The sequence below is a fragment of the Paenibacillus sp. NPDC058367 genome (genome assembly GCF_042723305.1).
Classification (GTDB): Bacteria; Bacillota; Bacilli; order Paenibacillales; family Paenibacillaceae; genus Paenibacillus_AQ.
Window position 1 is genome coordinate 14,708 of sequence record NZ_JBHXIZ010000011.1, and the last position, 17,132, is coordinate 31,839.

Consider the following 17,132-nt stretch of genomic DNA (forward strand, 5'->3'; position numbering starts at 1 on the left):
ACCGTGATGTTTAAGCATATTAAGTCGGACATTCGGGCGGTATTTGATAACGATCCCGCTGCCCGCAGCTGGTTCGAGGTTGTCTTCACATATGCAGGGTTGCACGCCATTTGGGGTCACCGGATTGCCCATTCTTTTTTCAAACGCCGCTGGTATACAATGGCCCGTATGGTCTCACAGTTTAGTAGATTTATGACCGGTGTTGAGATCCATCCCGGAGCTGTCATCGGAAATAGGCTGTTTATCGACCATGGTATGGGGATTGTTATTGGGGAAACCTGTGAAATCGGTGATGATGTTATTATCTATCAAGGTGTTACACTTGGGGGGACAGGGAAAGAAAAAGGTAAGCGCCATCCCACAGTTGGCAACAATGTAGTTATTGGTTCTGGTGCGAAGGTATTAGGATCGTTTCGTATCGGCGACAATTCAAATATAGGTTCGAATGCGGTTGTGCTGCGTGAAGTTCCAAATAACAGTACAGTAGTAGGAAACCCGGGCCGTGTAGTAAAACGTAACGGTGAACGTGTATCCGATCGCTTGGATCATACCAAGATGCCAGACCCGCTTGTAGATTCACTTCGCTTTCTGCAAAAAGAGATCGAAGAGATCAGAGAGAAGCTTGGCGAAGAAGATAAGCAAAAGACCGCGCAGCGGCTAGTCGAAACTCAGCAGTACATTGGTGATTACGAAATTTAAGCATATCCGGTACTTAAGGAATCGGGACAACAGAAAGGGTTGGAATAGGATGGCTTTACAAATTTACAACACAATGACACGCAGCAAGGAGCAGTTTGTGCCCCAAGAGTCGGGCAAAGTGAAAATGTATGTATGTGGTCCAACCGTTTATGGATATATGCATATCGGAAATGCTAGACCTATTATTGTCTTTGATATGGTCCGGAATTATTTGGAGCAACTCGGCAATGAGGTACGGTATGTTACGAACTTCACAGATGTAGATGATAAACTGATACGCAAAGCAGAAGAAATGAACACTTCAGTAGCAGAGGTTGCTGAGATTTTTATTAATGCTTATCGTGAGGATCTTGAAGGGCTTGGAGTAAAACCGGCAACATTGAATCCGCGGGTAACAGAAAGCATGGAGCTGATCATTGGATTCATTAAAGAGCTCGAGGAAAAAGGGTATGCCTACGAGAGTGGTGGCGATGTATACTACCGTACTTCCAAATTTGAAGACTATGGTAAGCTGTCCCGTCAGAATCTAGATGAATTACAGTTTGGTATTCGCGTGGAGGTAGACTCACGGAAAGAGAAACCTGAGGACTTTGTGCTGTGGAAAGCAGCAAAACCAGGTGAAGTGTACTGGCAGAGCCCGTGGGGAAATGGACGCCCGGGCTGGCATATTGAATGCTCGGCCATGGCAAGAGAGTTCTTGGGGGATACGATGGACATCCACGGGGGTGGACAAGATTTGCAGTTCCCGCATCATGAATGCGAATGCGCTCAGACAGAAGCTCTGACGGGTAAGCCACTCTCTAATTATTGGATGCATAATGGATTTATCAACATCGGTGATGAAAAAATGTCGAAATCATTGGGTAACGGATGGCTTGTGAAAGATATCCGTGGGCAATTTAAAGCTGGAACTATTCGTTATTTCATGCTATCGACCCATTATCGTAATCCGTTGAACTTCTCGGTGGATTCAATGACTTCAGCTGAAAAGAGCGTAGAACGTATCTCACTAGCAGAAAGTAACGTTAAGCATCGTCTTGAACTTGCTGCTGAAGGTGCCCAGGGTGAGGTCAGCTTAGAGATTAATGATAAGTTATCTGCTATTGTGGCCAATTTTCATGCTAGAATGCAGGATGACTTTAATACCCCTGATGCGATTACCGCTATGTTTGATTGGGTGAGTCTTGCAAACCATACCCTTGCGAATAGTGAAGCAGCCCCTGCTGATTTTGCTGCGTTGCTGCAAGCTTTTGGGGAAATGAATGCTGTGCTGCGTTTAACACCTGAGCATGAGGAAGAAGAGATCGCGAGTGAAGAAGTTGAACGATTGATCGCGGAGCGGGTTGAAGCGCGTAAGAATAAAAATTGGAGCCGGTCCGATGAGATTCGTGATGAATTAGGTCGCTTGGGCATATTGCTTGAGGATACTCCGCAGGGAATGCGGTGGCGGCGGAAATGAGTGAGGAACGCAAGTTTCAGAACGGGTGGTTTCCTTACGAGCCTTCCAAACCTGCGCGACTCCTCTCGCCAATTGTGCTTGCCTATGTAGGAGATGCCATTTACGAAGTGTCAGTTCGCCAGTATTTAGTATCTCTTCCGAATTTGCGCCCAAACCATTTGCATCGCTCTGCTACAGGACTTGTATCCGCTAAGGCGCAGAGTGCAATTCTTGGATTTCTGGAGCCAAGTCTCACAGAAGAGGAAAAAGATGTCGCCCGTCAGGGGAGAAATGCTAAATCGGGAAGTATTCCTAAGAATGCAGATGTGCTTGAATACCGTCATGCTACTGCTTTTGAGTGTCTGATAGGTTACTTATACTACACAGGTCAACAGGGAAGAATACAAGAAATTGTGAACAGTGGCATACAGTTTATGTTGAAACAGCCGTGATAAGGCTTTTGCGAAATAGAGAATAGGAGAAGTGAACATGGAAGAAGATTTGAAGACAGAAGAGGAAATATTGGCTGGGAAGCATTCAGTGCTTGAGGCGCTTCGTGCGGGTCGTACATTAAATAAAATATGGATTGCAGAAACGGCTCAGAAGCATCTGACCGCACCAATCGTCGCTGAAGCACGTAAAGCGGGGATTGTCATTCAGCATGTGGACAAGCGTAAGCTGGATCAACTTGCTCCTGGAGTTCAACATCAGGGGGTAGTTGCTCAAGCCGCACCTTTTGCCTATGTCGAGGTAGATGATCTGCTGGCTGCAGCTAAAGCCAAAGGAGAGCCTGCATTCTTGATTTTGCTGGATGAGATTGAAGATCCTCATAACCTTGGGTCCATTCTGCGGACAGCAGATTGTACTGGAGTGCATGGAGTAATCGTACCTAAACGTCGTTCGGCTCAGATTACTGCTACCGTCTCCAAAACATCGGCGGGTGCCGTGGAATATGTTCCGGTTGCGCGGGTCACTAACCTAGGTCAGACCATTGATCGTCTGAAAGAGCAGGGAGTCTGGGTAGTAGGTACGGATGTGGATACAGATCAGAATCTGTTTGGATCCAATATTTTCACAGGACCGGTAGCTGTTGTAATCGGTAATGAGAATAAAGGGATGGGACGCCTGATTCGTGAAAAATGTGATGTATTACTTAAGCTGCCGATGGCCGGAAAGATCAATTCATTAAATGCCTCTGTCGCCGCAGGAGTCATTATGTATGAAGTGGTACGCCTTCGGCAACAGCAGGGATAACTATGGCCGACTGGCGCGATGTGCTGCTTGTGGACGGGTACAATATGATCGGTGGCTGGCCGGAACTAGCGGCACTGTCCCAGATTGGTATGCAGGAAGCACGCGACCGCTTGATGGATTTGCTGGCTGATTACCAGGCTTACTCAGGACGACGAGTTATTGCTGTGTTTGATGCATACCGCGTTCCAGGATTGGGTCGGTCATTTGTCCAGGGCAAAGTCCAGGTGTTTTTCACCAAGGAAAAAGAAACCGCAGATGAATGCATCGAGCGATTGGTTGGGGAATTTAGCAACCGACGTCGGCAGATCTATGTTGCAACGAGTGACTTTGTGGAGCAACATATCATTTTCGCCCAAGGTGCACTGCGGATTTCTGCAAGAGAATTGCACCTAGAAATTGAAGAGAACCAGAAACAAGTGAAAAAAGCTATCGAACCGGGAAGTATCAGCTCTACACGTCATTCTTTGGAAGACAAACTGCCTCCTGATGTGCGGAATAAACTGGAAAATTGGCGTAGGCAGTGACAAGAGGAAAGATTTAGGTAATATTTTTATTCCATTTTATGCTATTCCAGATTGTTTTTGGACAAATCCGGTTGACGGTGTAAGGTAACATAATATATACTGATCCTATATTTCGCGAAGTAACGATGTGTCTTGCGTTGCAGCCGGGGGGATTCTTGGTGAGTGTCGACCTCAAGGAAATAATGCTATCCGAGTATGATTTCATAAGTGATGAAGATATTGTCGAGGCTTTCCGTGGTGGCGACAGTGGCGCATTGGAACACTTAATTAATAAATACCGTAATTTTGTACGTGCTAAAGCCCGCTCTTATTTCTTGATCGGGGCAGATCGTGAAGATATTGTTCAAGAAGGAATGATTGGTCTATATAAGGCTATTCGTGACTTTAAAGGTGACAAGCTCTCTTCATTCAAGGCTTTTGCTGAGCTCTGCATAACACGTCAGATTATAACTGCTATTAAGACGGCCACGCGTCAGAAGCATATTCCGCTCAATTCTTATGTTTCTTTGGATAAGCCCATTTATGATGAAGATTCCGACCGGACGCTTATGGATGTCATTTGTGGAACTCAGGTACTAGATCCAGAAGAGCTAATTATCAATCAAGAAGAATTCATTGGACTTGAAGATAAGATGGCGGAGATTTTAAGTGACCTAGAGCGTAAGGTTCTGATGTTGTATTTAGACGGACGATCTTATCAGGAAATTGCTGAAGATCTGAAGCGGCATGTGAAATCTATTGACAACGCTTTACAACGAGTAAAGCGGAAATTAGAAAGATATCTAGAAGTGCGTGACAATTAATGATATAATGAACACAAGAGGGCTCGTACATCGAGTTCTTTTTTTTAGTCTCATGAAATTGCTTAGATAGAATTAGGAGCTAACACCATAAATTTCTATTTGAGTCGATTTTAGTTGTTGCCGTTGAGGGTAGGTTTATACACAGTCGGAATGCCCCATAATGATAAGGAAGACAGCGAAGTGTGAGGAAGAGATAGACCCAAGGACAGGGTACGGCCATATGACTATAACACCCGAAATTACCCAGTGCAGAACGGAATTCTTTCGTTGACACAGACCTTGACATTATGCTAAAGTGTTTTAGGTAGGCCTAAATTCGCGGCTTTTTTTAGGATCAATATTTACGTCTTCTAATTGTATTGTTAGAAGGACGTCTCGGGAGGTGCACATCATGCGGGTAATTATCACTTTGGCTTGTACAAGTTGCAAACAAAGAAACTATGCGACTACCAAAAACAAGCGAAATCACCCCGACCGCATGGAGATGAAGAAATTTTGCAAGTATTGTAACTCGCAAACTCCTCATCGCGAAACCAGATAGTCTGTGGAGGTGTAGTCGGCATGAAACGTAGTTTCAAGTCTATGTTTTCCTTTTTCACTGAGAGCTGGAGTGAACTCAAAAAAGTTCGCTGGCCAAGTCGTAAAGAATTGACCAACTATACATTGATCGTTCTCGGTACAATTGTAGTTGTCGCTATTTACTTCTGGGTTCTGGACATCGGTATTTCCGCTGTGATTGAAGCGATTATTTAGAGAGGTCCCAGGTGGCTTGATATGGAAAAAAGATGGTATGTCGTTCATACCTATTCTGGGTATGAGAATAAGGTCAAAGCCAATTTGGAAAAGCGCGTTGAGTCCATGGGCATGGAAGACAAAATATTCCGCGTTCTTGTTCCTATGGAAGAAGAAATCGTAAACAAAGACGGTAAGAAAAAAACCGTTATGCGTAAAGTTTACCCGGGTTATGTTTTGGTGGAAATGGTTCAGACTGATGATTCCTGGTATGTTGTCCGCAATACTCCGGGCGTTACTGGATTTGTTGGTTCGACAGGCTCAGGGTCTAAACCAACAGCTTTGCTTCCGGAAGAGGTAGAACAAATTCTGAAGCATATGGGCATGGTTGAACCTAAAGCGAAGATTGATTTCGAAATCAAGGAATCCGTACGTATTATGGTTGGTCCGTTTGCGAATTTTGTGGGATCCGTGGAAGAAATTTTGGCTGACAAGAGCAAGATCAAAGTGCATGTGAACATGTTTGGACGGGAAACCCCGCTAGAGTTGGATTTCACTCAAGTGGAGAAAATATAACATAAGCTAAGGGTTTCTTGTGGGAGAGCGCCAATGGCGTTCGAAGACCACTATTTTTGCAAGGAGGTGTCACTCATGGCTAAAAAAGTTATTAAAATGGTGAAACTGCAGATTCCTGCAGGGAAAGCGAATCCAGCGCCTCCAGTAGGTCCGGCGTTAGGTCAAGCAGGTGTCAACATCATGGCATTCTGTAAGGAATTTAATGCTCGTACTGCCGACCAGGCTGGCTTGATCATTCCGGTTGAAATTACAGTATTTGAAGACCGTTCCTTTACGTTCATCACTAAAACTCCTCCGGCTGCTGTTCTGCTTCGCATCGCTGCTAAAGTAGAAAAAGGATCCGGCGAACCAAACAAGAAAAAAGTAGCAAAAATCGGCCGCGCTGCGGTTCGTGAAATTGCTGAAACAAAAATGCCAGACCTTAACGCTGCATCTGTAGAAGCTGCAATGCGTATGGTTGAAGGTACTGCTCGCAGTATGGGTATCACAATCGAAGACTAGTAGTTTTCGAAGAATCGGTCATTCGTGACCCGCAAGTATGTGGGAGGAATTTCCGCTAACACCACAAAGGAGGAACATTTTCATGGCTAAACATGGTAAGAAATACCAAGAAGCTGCTAAGCTGATCAACAGCGAAGCAACTTACGAGCCTTCAGAAGCTGTAGAGCTTGTGAAAAAGGCAGCGACTGCAAAATTCGACGAAACCGTTGAAGCAGCAGTTCGTCTGGGTGTAGACCCGCGTAAACAAGACCAAGCAGTTCGTGGTGTTGTTGTCCTGCCTCACGGCACTGGTAAAACACAACGCGTGCTTGTATTTGCAAAAGGTGAAAAAGCGAAAGAGGCAGAAGCTGCTGGCGCGGATTTTGTTGGTGATCAAGACATGATCAACAAAATTCAACAAGGCTGGTTTGAATTTGATGTCTGCGTAGCTACACCTGATATGATGAGTGAAGTCGGTAAACTGGGTCGTCTGCTTGGTGGTAAAGGTCTTATGCCTAACCCTAAAGCTGGCACAGTTACATTCGATGTTTCCAAGGCTGTGCAAGAAATCAAAGCCGGTAAAATCGAATATCGTCTTGACAAAGCAGGTCAAATTCACGCGCCAATCGGCAAAGTGTCCTTTGATGCTGCACAATTGAACGATAACCTTAAAGCTCTTATCGACGCTTTGAACCGTGCGAAACCAGCTGCTGCTAAAGGTGTATACCTTAAAGGCATCTCGATTTCTTCCACAATGGGTCCTAGCGCTCGTGTGAACACAACCGTCTTCAGATAAATAAGGGTTGACTCTTTGGGTCAATTTTGATAATCTATAACAGTTGTGAAACTTAAGGTATCAATCTTAACCTTGAATATGCTTACCGTAGACAGTAGGTGCCTTAGTGCTTAATTCCCTACCGAGGTGTTGTGATAGAAACAAGAAGTAACGAGCTCGCTCGTATAACTTTCGTTTTATCAAGCCTTCGTGATTCTGCGGAGGCTTTTCTAATGCCTGCGTAGGAGCGGTGATGCTTTCCTTGGAAAGGACGCCGACACATAAATTTTCAGGAGGTGTATACATTGGCAAATGCAAAAGTAATTCAAGCAAAACAGGATGCGGTTGACGTTGTTACTGCGAAACTGCAAAACAGTCTTTCGACTGTTGTAGCGGACTATCGTGGATTGAACGTTTCCCAAGTGACTGAACTGCGTAAGCAACTTCGTGAAGCTGGCGTTGAGTTTCAAGTCCTGAAGAACACATTGCTACGTCGCGCAACTGCTGCGGCTGAGTTGACTGAGTTGGATGAAGTTTTGACTGGTCCAACAGCTATCGCATTCAGCACAACTGATGCAGTAGCTCCAGCTAAAATTTTGAACGATTTCGCCAAGAAAAACGACGCTTTGAAATTGAAAGGCGGCGTAGTAGAAGGACGTGTCATCGACGCGGACCAATTGAAAGCACTGGCTGAGCTTCCATCCCGCGATGGTTTGCTGTCCATGCTGCTTAGCGTACTTCAAGCTCCAATGCGCAACTTCGCGCTTGCAGTTAAAGCTGTTGCTGAAAAAGAAGAACAAAGCGCGTAAGCCTTTGGCTCTTGCAGCATAAATCAATACCACAAACAAATTTAAATTATAAATGGAGGTTCAATCATGAGTAAAGAAGCAATCTTGGAAGCAATTAAAGGCATGAGCGTATTGGAACTGAACGACCTGGTTAAAGCAATTGAAGAAGAATTCGGCGTAACAGCAGCAGCTCCAGTAGCAGCTGGCGGTGCGGTAGCAGCAGTAGCTGAAGAGCAATCCGAATTTGACGTAATTTTGACAGGCGCTGGCGCTTCCAAAATCAACGTTATCAAAATCGTTCGCGAAATCACAGGCCTTGGCTTGAAAGAAGCTAAAGACCTTGTAGACAACGCACCAAAAGCTATCAAAGAAAAAGTAAGCAAAGACGAAGCCGAAGCTACTAAAGCAAAATTGGAAGAAGCAGGCGCAGCTGTAGAAGTGAAGTAATTCCTTCTATACTGAAAACCCCTTGAACTTGTTCAAGGGGTTTATTTTATAAAAATATAAGAAAGTATAAGTTTCACATTATACTTTATCTTTATATTTCTCGCTTGAACGCTTACCGTCCTTATAAGGACATCAGAGGCGTTTATGCTTGATAGAGTTAGTAGGGTTGTGTGAATACAAACTATTAACATAAAGGAAAGGGAGGATAGAGATGTCGCAACATTATTATTCGCAGCAACCGGAAGTGCGTCATGACAGACGTACCATCGACACCGTTCTAAGAGGCAAAAGCTTTCGTTTCACAAGTGATGCAGGTGTGTTCTCTAAAGGAGACATCGATTACGGTAGTCGAGTTCTCATTGAAGCTATGGATATTCCGGACGGTTCAGCAGTGCTTGATGTGGGTTGCGGATATGGACCGATAGGCATAAGTGCAGCATACCTAGCCCCCAAAGGGCAAGTTACGATGATTGATATTAATAGTCGTGCGGTAGAACTTGCGCGTGAAAATGCCCAGCACAATGGAATCCGGAATGTTACGGTAATGGAAAGCGATGTGCTCGGCGCATTGAATGAACAACAAAAGTTCGATGTGATTCTTACCAATCCTCCGATACGTGCAGGAAAAGCTGTAGTGCATCAGATTTTTGAAGAAGCTTATGAGCATTTAAATGAGGGTGGATTTCTGTGGATTGTTATTCAGAAGAAGCAGGGCGCTCCATCAGCGGTAGCTAAACTTGAAAGCTTGTTCTCAAATGTAGAAGAAGTGGGCAAAGATAAAGGTTATCGTATTATTAAAGCTCAAAAATAAAAATCAATAGGTTATTGACATGTGATAGTGATAATGGTATTATTATAAAATGTCAGTATTAAGATAGGCTCCATGTCTTTAGTTTGCTGAAAATGTCAAGCGATATATTGTCGCCGGCTAGCGCAAGCCGTACGGCAAGTTTTTTGCGAATTGGTTCTCTATGCTCTGGCGTAGCGAGTGTTACGCGGTAATAGATAATAGCGCATAAACTGTTGCTTGGTGACGTATAATATGTACGTTTTGGGCAAATCTACTGGATAAGGAGTATTTTGGTCATGGATAAGTGCGCTCTTTTTTCGAAGATTTCGATAAGGGCTTTTCTTTTATTTATGACTGAATCCTTGTAGTATGGTTCCATTATACGGTTCCAAACAAGGGTTCGCAATCAATTTTTAAGTGAGTAGACATGAGGGGTGAGTAAAGTTGGCAGGACATCTTGTTCAGTATGGTCGACGCACTCGGCGGAGCTATGCGAGAATTAACGAGGTACTCGAGGTCCCGAACCTGATCGAGATCCAACAAAAATCTTATGATTGGTTTTTGGAGGAAGGATTGCGGGAAATGTTTCAGGACATCTCGCCGATCCAGGATTTCACAGGTAATTTGGTACTAGAGTTCATTGATTACAGCCTGGGTGAACCAAAATATACGGTTGACGACGCTAAAGAGCGGGACGTGACGTATGCGGCTCCTCTGCGTGTAAAGGTGCGGCTCATTAATAAGGAGACCGGTGAGGTCAAAGAGCAGGAAGTGTTCATGGGAGATTTCCCGCTGATGACGGAGACCGGCACTTTTATTATTAACGGTGCGGAACGGGTTATTGTCAGCCAGTTGGTTCGCTCTCCAAGCGTCTATTTCAGCACAAAAGTGGATAAGAACGGCAAAAAAACCTACACCGCCACAGTAATCCCGAACCGCGGAGCCTGGTTGGAACTTGAGACCGACGCTAAGGATATTATGTATGTTCGTATCGATCGGACTCGTAAAATTCCTGTTACCGTACTTTTGCGTGCTCTCGGTTTCGGTAGTGATGCCGAAATTCTGGAATTGCTTGGCAATGATGAATATATTCGCAATACGCTGGATAAAGACAACACGGACTCCACGGAGAAGGCGCTTATTGAAATTTATGAGCGTTTGCGTCCGGGCGAACCGCCGACACTAGACAATGCCAAAAGTTTGCTGGTCGCGCGTTTCTTTGATCCAAAACGCTACGACCTAGCTAATGTAGGCCGTTACAAAATCAATAAAAAGCTACACATTAAGAATCGTCTTTTCAATCAACGTCTTGCTCAGCCTTTGGTTGACGAAGCTACAGGAGAAATCCTGGCTGAGTCCGGTCAAATGGTCGATCGCAGACTGCTTGATGAATTGATTCCTTACTTCGAAAAGAATGTTGCCTTTAAGAACTACCGTGTTACTGGTGGAGTTATGGACAGCGAAGATATTCCTCTTCAAACGATTGACGTATTCTCGCCAATTGAAGAAGGTCGGGTTATTAAGCTGATCGCTAACGGCAACATCGACAAGTCTGTTAAGCACATTACTCAAGCTGATATTATATCCTCGATCAGCTACTTTATTAATTTGCTTCACGGAATTGGTAATACCGATGATATCGACCATCTGGGTAACCGTCGTCTGCGTTCTGTGGGTGAACTTCTGCAGAATCAGTTCCGTATCGGTTTGTCCCGTATGGAGCGCGTTGTGCGTGAAAGAATGTCGATTCAGGATGCTAATGCAATTACGCCTCAAGCTCTGATCAATATTCGTCCGGTTATCGCGTCCATTAAAGAGTTCTTCGGTAGCTCCCAGCTGTCTCAGTTTATGGACCAGACGAACCCACTTGCGGAACTTACGCATAAACGTCGTCTGTCTGCACTCGGACCTGGTGGTTTGACACGTGAACGCGCGGGCTTTGAAGTTCGTGACGTCCATCACAGTCACTACGGCCGGATGTGTCCAATTGAAACACCGGAAGGTCCGAACATTGGATTGATCAACTCCTTGTCCACCTTTGCTCGTATCAACGAATACGGCTTTATCGAAGCTCCGTATCGTTGGGTAGATCCAAAGACAGGTAAGGTAACTGAACAAATCGATTATCTGACTGCTGATGAGGAAGATAATTATGTAGTTGCTCAGGCTAACGTATTGATCGATGAAGATGGCTCCTTTAAGGAAGACATGGTAATCGTTCGTTACAATAAAGACTCTGACAACATTACAACAATGCCAAGTAATCGTGTAGATTACATGGACGTTTCGCCTAAACAGGTCGTATCCGTCGCTACGGCGCTCATTCCGTTCCTTGAGAACGATGACTCCAACCGCGCTCTGATGGGATCTAACATGCAGCGTCAAGCCGTTCCACTTCTAATTCCTAAAGCTCCCCTCGTCGGAACAGGGATGGAACATAAATCCGCTAAGGATTCTGGCGTATGTGTTGTTTCTAAATATGACGGTATTATCGAACGCTCTTCAGCTAATGAAATTTGGCTGCGCCGGGTTGAAACTGTCGAAGGCAAAGAAGTTAAAGGCGATATCGTTAAATATAAATTACACAAATTTATGCGTTCTAACCAAGGTACCTGTATTAACCAACGTCCTCTAGCTAAAAGAGGGGATATTGTTAAGAAGGGTGACATCCTGGCGGACGGTCCTTCTACAGAAATGGGCGAACTTGCTCTTGGTCGTAACGTAGTCGTTGCGTTCATGACTTGGGAAGGTTACAACTACGAGGATGCGATCCTGTTAAGTGAAAAGCTAGTTAAGGAAGATGTATACACTTCGATTCATATCGAGGAATACGAATCCGAAGCTCGTGACACTAAACTGGGACCTGAAGAAATCACACGTGATATTCCAAACGTGGGCGAAGAAGCTCTGCGCAATCTTGATGAGCGTGGAATTATCCGCATCGGTGCGGAAATCAGTGCTGGTGACATTCTAGTTGGTAAGGTTACTCCTAAGGGTGTAACTGAATTGACTGCAGAAGAGCGTCTCCTACACGCTATCTTTGGTGAGAAGGCTCGTGAAGTACGGGATACCTCTTTACGTGTTCCTCACGGTAGTGATGGTATTATCGTTGACGTTAAAGTATTTACACGTGAGAACGGCGATGAGCTGCCTCCTGGCGTAAATCAATTGGTTCGTGTGTACATCGCTCAGAAACGTAAGATTTCTGAAGGTGACAAAATGGCCGGACGTCACGGTAACAAGGGTGTCGTTGCTCGTATCCTGCCAGAAGAAGATATGCCGTTCCTTCCGGACGGTACGCCGGTACAGGTTGTTCTTAACCCTCTAGGCGTTCCTTCTCGTATGAACATCGGACAGGTGCTTGAGGTCCATATTGGTATGGCCGCATTGCGTCTGGGAATTCACATTGCAACGCCGGTATTCGACGGAGCACGTGAGTACGACGTATTTGATACGATGGAAGAAGCTGGCATGCAGCGTAATGGTAAGACTGTATTGTACGATGGTCGTACAGGTGAACGCTTCGAACGTGAAGTTACTGTCGGCGTCATGCATATGATCAAACTGGCGCACATGGTTGATGATAAGATTCACGCCCGTTCAACAGGACCTTACTCACTAGTTACGCAACAGCCACTGGGTGGTAAAGCTCAGTTTGGTGGACAGCGTTTCGGGGAGATGGAAGTGTGGGCGCTTGAAGCTTACGGTGCTGCATATACATTGCAAGAAATTTTGACTGTAAAATCCGATGACGTGGTTGGTCGCGTGAAGACGTACGAATCCATTGTCAAAGGTGAAAATGTACCGGAACCAGGTGTTCCTGAGTCGTTCAAGGTATTGATCAAAGAACTGCAGTCCCTGGGTATGGATGTTAAGATTCTTAGCGGTGACGAGCAGGAAATTGAAATGAGAGAATTGGACGATGAGGACGAGACGTCAGGCGACAAGCTGAGCCTCAATTTAGAAGGCGCAGAAGTCGGAGTAGAATAATCACGTTGGAGCTTTTGAGTTCCATTTTATAAAGGACCGCGCCCTCTTTTGATGTAACAGTCAGAGGAGGGCAAAGCGGTACTAAATCAGGATTAGGTTAAGGAGGGTTGCTCCTTGTTGGACGTTAACAATTTTGAATTTATGAAAATCGGACTCGCTTCTCCGGAGAAGATTCGTTCATGGTCCCGCGGAGAAGTTAAGAAACCGGAAACCATTAACTATCGTACATTGAAACCGGAAAAAGAGGGTCTTTTCTGTGAGCGTATCTTTGGACCTCAAAAAGACTGGGAATGTCATTGCGGTAAATACAAACGTGTCCGTTATAAGGGCGTAGTCTGCGACCGTTGTGGCGTTGAAGTTACTCGTGCTAAAGTTCGTCGTGAACGTATGGGTCACATTGAATTGGCTGCTCCGGTATCTCATATCTGGTACTTCAAAGGTATCCCAAGCCGTATGGGTTTGGCACTAGATATGTCTCCAAGATCACTTGAAGAGATTATCTACTTCGCTTCGTATGTTGTAACTGACCCAGGTGAAACACCACTGGAAAAGAAACAACTTCTATCCGAGAAAGAATATCGTAGCTACCGCGAAAAATACGGTTACGGATTCCAAGCGGGCATGGGTGCTGAAGCTGTTAAGAAGCTTCTTCAAGACATCGACATCGAAAAAGAGCTGGAATTCCTCAAAGAAGAACTGCGTACGGCCCAAGGCCAACGTCGTAACCGGGCGATCAAACGTCTGGAAGTCATTGAAGCATTCCGTAACTCAGGCAACAAACCTGATTGGATGATCATGGATGTTCTTCCGGTTATTCCTCCGGAGCTTCGTCCGATGGTTCAATTGGATGGTGGCCGTTTTGCTACGTCTGATTTGAACGATCTTTATCGTCGTGTTATTAACCGGAACAACCGTCTGAAAAGACTGTTGGATCTTGGTGCACCTGACATTATCGTGCAGAACGAGAAACGGATGCTACAGGAAGCTGTCGATGCTCTCATTGATAACGGCCGTAGAGGACGTCCGGTAACGGGTCCTGGTAACCGTCCATTGAAATCTCTCAGCCACATGCTGAAAGGTAAACAAGGACGTTTCCGTCAGAACTTGCTCGGTAAACGGGTTGACTACTCTGGTCGTTCCGTTATCGTTGTAGGACCGTACCTCAAGATGTATCAGTGCGGACTTCCTAAGAAAATGGCGCTAGAATTGTTCAAGCCTTTTGTCATGAAGGAATTGGTTAATAAGGGCCTAGCCCACAACATAAAGAGCGCAAAACGTAAAGTTGAGCGTGTAAGTCCTGAAGTATGGGATGTACTTGAAGAAGTAATCAGAGAGCACCCAGTACTTCTAAACCGCGCACCAACACTTCACCGTCTCGGTATCCAAGCTTTTGAACCGATTTTGGTGGAAGGTCATGCTATTCGTCTTCACCCACTCGTATGTACGGCTTATAACGCCGACTTTGACGGTGACCAAATGGCGGTGCACGTTCCTCTGTCAGCAGAAGCTCAAGCGGAAGCACGTATTCTCATGCTTGCATCCGGTAATATCTTGAACCCTAAAGACGGAAAACCGGTTGTAACACCTTCCCAGGATATGGTCCTTGGTACTTTCTACCTGACCATGGACAATAAGGAAGAAAAAGGATCAGGTATGATTCTGCGTACCGTAAATGAAGCTGTATCAGCTTACCAGCGCGGAACTGCAGGTCTTCATGCTCGTGTAGCTATTCCAGTTAAAGCACTAGGTAAGACTTGCTTTACGGAAAAACAACAAGGCGCAATGTTGATTACTACGATCGGTAAGATTATCTTTAATGAAATTTACCCAAGTAGTTTCCCTTATATCAATGAAGCGACTAAGACTAACTTGCTGCATGGCACGCCAGAGAAATACTTTATCTATGAAAAAGGCGCAGATATTCGCGAGCTGATTGAATCCGCTCCTGAAGCCAGCGCTGTAGGTAAAGAATATCTGGGTCTGATTATCGCACGTTGTTTTGAAACTTATCATACAACCAAAACCTCTATGATTTTGGATAAAATTAAACAACTCGGCTTTACTTACTCCACACGTTCCGGTGTTACCGTTGCTGTGTCGGATGTTATCGTGCCTGAGGAGAAAGTTACGATCCTGAAAGAGTCCGAAGCTAAGGTAGATGTGGTTGCTAACCAATATCGCCGTGGTCTGATCACTAATGACGAACGGTACGACCGCGTTATTGAGATCTGGTCGAAGACGAAGGATGATCTTACGAACATCCTGCTTAAATCGATGGACCGTTTCAACTCAATCATGCTCATGGTTGACTCCAAAGCGCGGGGTAACAAATCGCAGATCACTCAGCTGGGTGGTATGCGTGGTCTGATGGCAACACCTTCGGGTCGGATTTTCGAATTGCCAATTAAAGCGAACTTCCGTGAAGGTCTTACGGTCTTGGAGTACTTTATCTCCACTCACGGAGCGCGTAAAGGTCTTGCCGATACCGCACTTCGTACTGCTGACTCCGGTTACTTGACTCGTCGTCTCGTTGACGTAGCTCAGGACGTTATCGTCCGTGAGGAAGATTGTGGAACGGATAAAGGATTTACAGTTAGTCGTATTCAGGATGGTAAAGAGGTTATTGAGGACCTGTATGACCGTATTGAAGGTCGTTACTGCTTCGAGACTGTTCGTCATCCGGAAACAGGCGAAATCATTGTTCACCGCAACGATTTGATTGACTCCGATAAAGCGGAAGCAATCGTAGACGCTGGTGTAACTAAGCTACAAATCCGATCTGTACTAAGCTGCCGTGCTCGTCATGGTGTTTGTAAGAAATGTTACGGTCGTAACTTGGCAACTGGTAAACACGTTGAGATCGGTGAAGCGGTTGGTATTATCGCTGCACAATCTATCGGTGAACCAGGAACCCAGCTTACAATGCGTACGTTCCATACCGGCGGTGTTGCCGGTGATGACATCACGCAAGGTTTGCCGCGTATTCAAGAGTTGTTTGAAGCCCGTAACCCTAAAGGTCAGGCTACAATCAGTGAGATCGATGGTGTAATCAAGGAAATCCGTGAAACTAAGGATCGTCGTGAAATCGAGGTTCAAGGTGAAGCAGAATCCAAGACTTATTCCATTACTTATGGTTCACGTCTACGTGTCAGCGAAGGCCAAGAAATTGAAGCCGGCGATGAGCTGACAGACGGTTCGATTGACCCTAAAGAAATGCTGCGAATCAAAGGGATCCGTGGGGTACAAAACTACATTCTGCAAGAAGTTCAGCGTGTATATCGTAACCAGGGCGTTGAGATCAATGATAAGCACATTGAAGTTATGATCAAACAAATGCTTCGGAAGATCCGTATCATTGATGCAGGTGACACAAGTCTGTTACCAGGCGCGTTTGCGGATATACATGAATATGAAGCTGCTAACAAGGAAGCCATCTTGTCAGGTAAAGAGCCTGCAGTTGCTAAACCGGTCTTACTCGGTATTACCAAGGCATCTCTTGAGACAGATTCCTTCTTATCCGCTGCATCTTTCCAAGAAACTACTCGTGTCTTAACAGACGCTGCTATCAAAGGCAAAGTAGATAAGTTGCTTGGACTCAAAGAAAATGTTATTATCGGTAAGTTGATTCCTGCAGGTACTGGTATGAATCGTTACCGTAATGTTAAGCTAAGTGATCCAAATGCAGAAAGCGCGCTTGAGTCTTTAGAGCCGGTTCCTGCTGAATAAATTAGCAAACATGGTAGTGAATTCGTGTCATACCTATTCATAGGTGTGACACGAATATCTGCTGTGTATAATATTCATAAAAATTATTGCTGAATTTCTTGACACCATCT

Annotated in this window: 16 protein-coding genes and 1 other annotated feature; all 16 genes read left to right on the top strand. The window is 45.1% G+C overall.

Annotation, left to right across the window (positions count from 1 at the left end; translation table 11 throughout):
• Nucleotides 1–6 precede the first annotated feature (6 nt).
• The 16 genes from cysE (at nucleotide 7) to rpoC (ending at nucleotide 17,022) form a co-directional block, all read left to right on the top strand.
• Nucleotides 7–699, top strand: a complete 693-nt coding sequence (cysE, locus tag ACFWMP_RS30345) for a serine O-acetyltransferase (protein WP_042192199.1) — start codon at nucleotides 7–9, stop codon at nucleotides 697–699.
• A gap of 49 nt (nucleotides 700–748) precedes the next feature.
• A complete protein-coding gene (cysS, locus tag ACFWMP_RS30350) occupies nucleotides 749–2,158 on the top strand; it encodes a cysteine--tRNA ligase (protein WP_042192197.1) in 1,410 nt (469 codons plus the stop codon).
• Nucleotides 2,155–2,589 carry a Mini-ribonuclease 3 gene (locus ACFWMP_RS30355; protein ID WP_379426056.1) on the top strand — a complete coding sequence of 145 codons (435 nt, stop codon included), beginning with the start codon at nucleotides 2,155–2,157 and terminating at the stop codon, nucleotides 2,587–2,589. The genes cysS and ACFWMP_RS30355 overlap by 4 nt, the downstream gene beginning before the upstream one ends.
• A 37-nt stretch (nucleotides 2,590–2,626) precedes the next feature.
• The gene (gene rlmB / locus ACFWMP_RS30360) at nucleotides 2,627–3,391 is read left to right on the top strand and encodes a 23S rRNA (guanosine(2251)-2'-O)-methyltransferase RlmB (protein WP_042192191.1); all 765 of its coding nucleotides are present in this window, start codon (nucleotides 2,627–2,629) and stop codon (nucleotides 3,389–3,391) included.
• 2 nt (nucleotides 3,392–3,393) lie between these two features.
• Entirely contained in the window at nucleotides 3,394–3,915 is a 522-nt protein-coding gene (locus tag ACFWMP_RS30365) for an NYN domain-containing protein (protein ID WP_042192189.1), read from the top strand.
• 158 nt (nucleotides 3,916–4,073) lie between these two features.
• Entirely contained in the window at nucleotides 4,074–4,718 is a 645-nt protein-coding gene (gene sigH, locus ACFWMP_RS30370) for an RNA polymerase sporulation sigma factor SigH (RefSeq protein ID WP_036680496.1), read from the top strand.
• 391 nt (nucleotides 4,719–5,109) lie between these two features.
• Nucleotides 5,110–5,259, top strand: coding sequence for a 50S ribosomal protein L33 (gene rpmG / locus ACFWMP_RS30375; protein WP_076099620.1), 150 nt, complete (start codon nucleotides 5,110–5,112; stop codon nucleotides 5,257–5,259).
• A 20-nt stretch (nucleotides 5,260–5,279) separates the two neighbouring features.
• Nucleotides 5,280–5,471 (top strand): preprotein translocase subunit SecE, encoded by a 192-nt coding sequence (gene secE, locus ACFWMP_RS30380; protein ID WP_036680497.1) that lies wholly within the window; start codon nucleotides 5,280–5,282, stop codon nucleotides 5,469–5,471.
• Nucleotides 5,472–5,492: 21 nt separating this feature from the next.
• A complete protein-coding gene (gene nusG, locus ACFWMP_RS30385; RefSeq protein ID WP_036680499.1) occupies nucleotides 5,493–6,026 on the top strand; it encodes a transcription termination/antitermination protein NusG in 534 nt (177 codons plus the stop codon).
• Nucleotides 6,027–6,101: 75 nt separating this feature from the next.
• Nucleotides 6,102–6,527, top strand: a complete 426-nt coding sequence (rplK, locus tag ACFWMP_RS30390) for a 50S ribosomal protein L11 (RefSeq protein WP_042131235.1) — start codon at nucleotides 6,102–6,104, stop codon at nucleotides 6,525–6,527.
• 82 nt (nucleotides 6,528–6,609) lie between these two features.
• Nucleotides 6,610–7,302 carry a 50S ribosomal protein L1 gene (gene rplA / locus ACFWMP_RS30395; protein ID WP_036680504.1) on the top strand — a complete coding sequence of 231 codons (693 nt, stop codon included), beginning with the start codon at nucleotides 6,610–6,612 and terminating at the stop codon, nucleotides 7,300–7,302.
• A gap of 67 nt (nucleotides 7,303–7,369) precedes the next feature.
• Nucleotides 7,370–7,522, top strand: a sequence feature (ribosomal protein L10 leader region).
• A gap of 64 nt (nucleotides 7,523–7,586) precedes the next feature.
• Nucleotides 7,587–8,090 carry a 50S ribosomal protein L10 gene (rplJ, locus tag ACFWMP_RS30400; protein WP_042192187.1) on the top strand — a complete coding sequence of 168 codons (504 nt, stop codon included), beginning with the start codon at nucleotides 7,587–7,589 and terminating at the stop codon, nucleotides 8,088–8,090.
• A gap of 66 nt (nucleotides 8,091–8,156) precedes the next feature.
• The gene (gene rplL / locus ACFWMP_RS30405; protein WP_036680508.1) at nucleotides 8,157–8,516 is read left to right on the top strand and encodes a 50S ribosomal protein L7/L12; all 360 of its coding nucleotides are present in this window, start codon (nucleotides 8,157–8,159) and stop codon (nucleotides 8,514–8,516) included.
• 211 nt (nucleotides 8,517–8,727) lie between these two features.
• Nucleotides 8,728–9,327: a class I SAM-dependent methyltransferase gene (locus ACFWMP_RS30410; RefSeq protein WP_042192184.1), complete on the top strand. Its 600-nt coding sequence runs from the start codon at nucleotides 8,728–8,730 to the stop codon at nucleotides 9,325–9,327.
• 423 nt (nucleotides 9,328–9,750) lie between these two features.
• A complete protein-coding gene (rpoB, locus tag ACFWMP_RS30415; protein WP_042131231.1) occupies nucleotides 9,751–13,296 on the top strand; it encodes a DNA-directed RNA polymerase subunit beta in 3,546 nt (1,181 codons plus the stop codon).
• Nucleotides 13,297–13,410: 114 nt separating this feature from the next.
• Nucleotides 13,411–17,022: a DNA-directed RNA polymerase subunit beta' gene (gene rpoC, locus ACFWMP_RS30420; protein ID WP_042192182.1), complete on the top strand. Its 3,612-nt coding sequence runs from the start codon at nucleotides 13,411–13,413 to the stop codon at nucleotides 17,020–17,022.
• The last annotated feature ends 110 nt before the right edge of the window (nucleotides 17,023–17,132 follow it).

What these genes read in the sequence shown, in the direction of transcription:
- cysE (WP_042192199.1), top strand. Translation starts at nt 7, where the DNA reads ATGTTTAAGCATATTAAGTCGGACATTCGGGCGGTATTTGATAACGAT.
- cysS (WP_042192197.1), top strand. Translation starts at nt 749, where the DNA reads ATGGCTTTACAAATTTACAACACAATGACACGCAGCAAGGAGCAGTTT.
- ACFWMP_RS30355 (WP_379426056.1), top strand. Translation starts at nt 2,155, where the DNA reads ATGAGTGAGGAACGCAAGTTTCAGAACGGGTGGTTTCCTTACGAGCCT.
- rlmB (WP_042192191.1), top strand. Translation starts at nt 2,627, where the DNA reads ATGGAAGAAGATTTGAAGACAGAAGAGGAAATATTGGCTGGGAAGCAT.
- ACFWMP_RS30365 (WP_042192189.1), top strand. Translation starts at nt 3,394, where the DNA reads ATGGCCGACTGGCGCGATGTGCTGCTTGTGGACGGGTACAATATGATC.
- rpmG (WP_076099620.1), top strand. Translation starts at nt 5,110, where the DNA reads ATGCGGGTAATTATCACTTTGGCTTGTACAAGTTGCAAACAAAGAAAC.
- secE (WP_036680497.1), top strand. Translation starts at nt 5,280, where the DNA reads ATGAAACGTAGTTTCAAGTCTATGTTTTCCTTTTTCACTGAGAGCTGG.
- nusG (WP_036680499.1), top strand. Translation starts at nt 5,493, where the DNA reads ATGGAAAAAAGATGGTATGTCGTTCATACCTATTCTGGGTATGAGAAT.
- rplK (WP_042131235.1), top strand. Translation starts at nt 6,102, where the DNA reads ATGGCTAAAAAAGTTATTAAAATGGTGAAACTGCAGATTCCTGCAGGG.
- rplA (WP_036680504.1), top strand. Translation starts at nt 6,610, where the DNA reads ATGGCTAAACATGGTAAGAAATACCAAGAAGCTGCTAAGCTGATCAAC.
- rplL (WP_036680508.1), top strand. Translation starts at nt 8,157, where the DNA reads ATGAGTAAAGAAGCAATCTTGGAAGCAATTAAAGGCATGAGCGTATTG.
- ACFWMP_RS30410 (WP_042192184.1), top strand. Translation starts at nt 8,728, where the DNA reads ATGTCGCAACATTATTATTCGCAGCAACCGGAAGTGCGTCATGACAGA.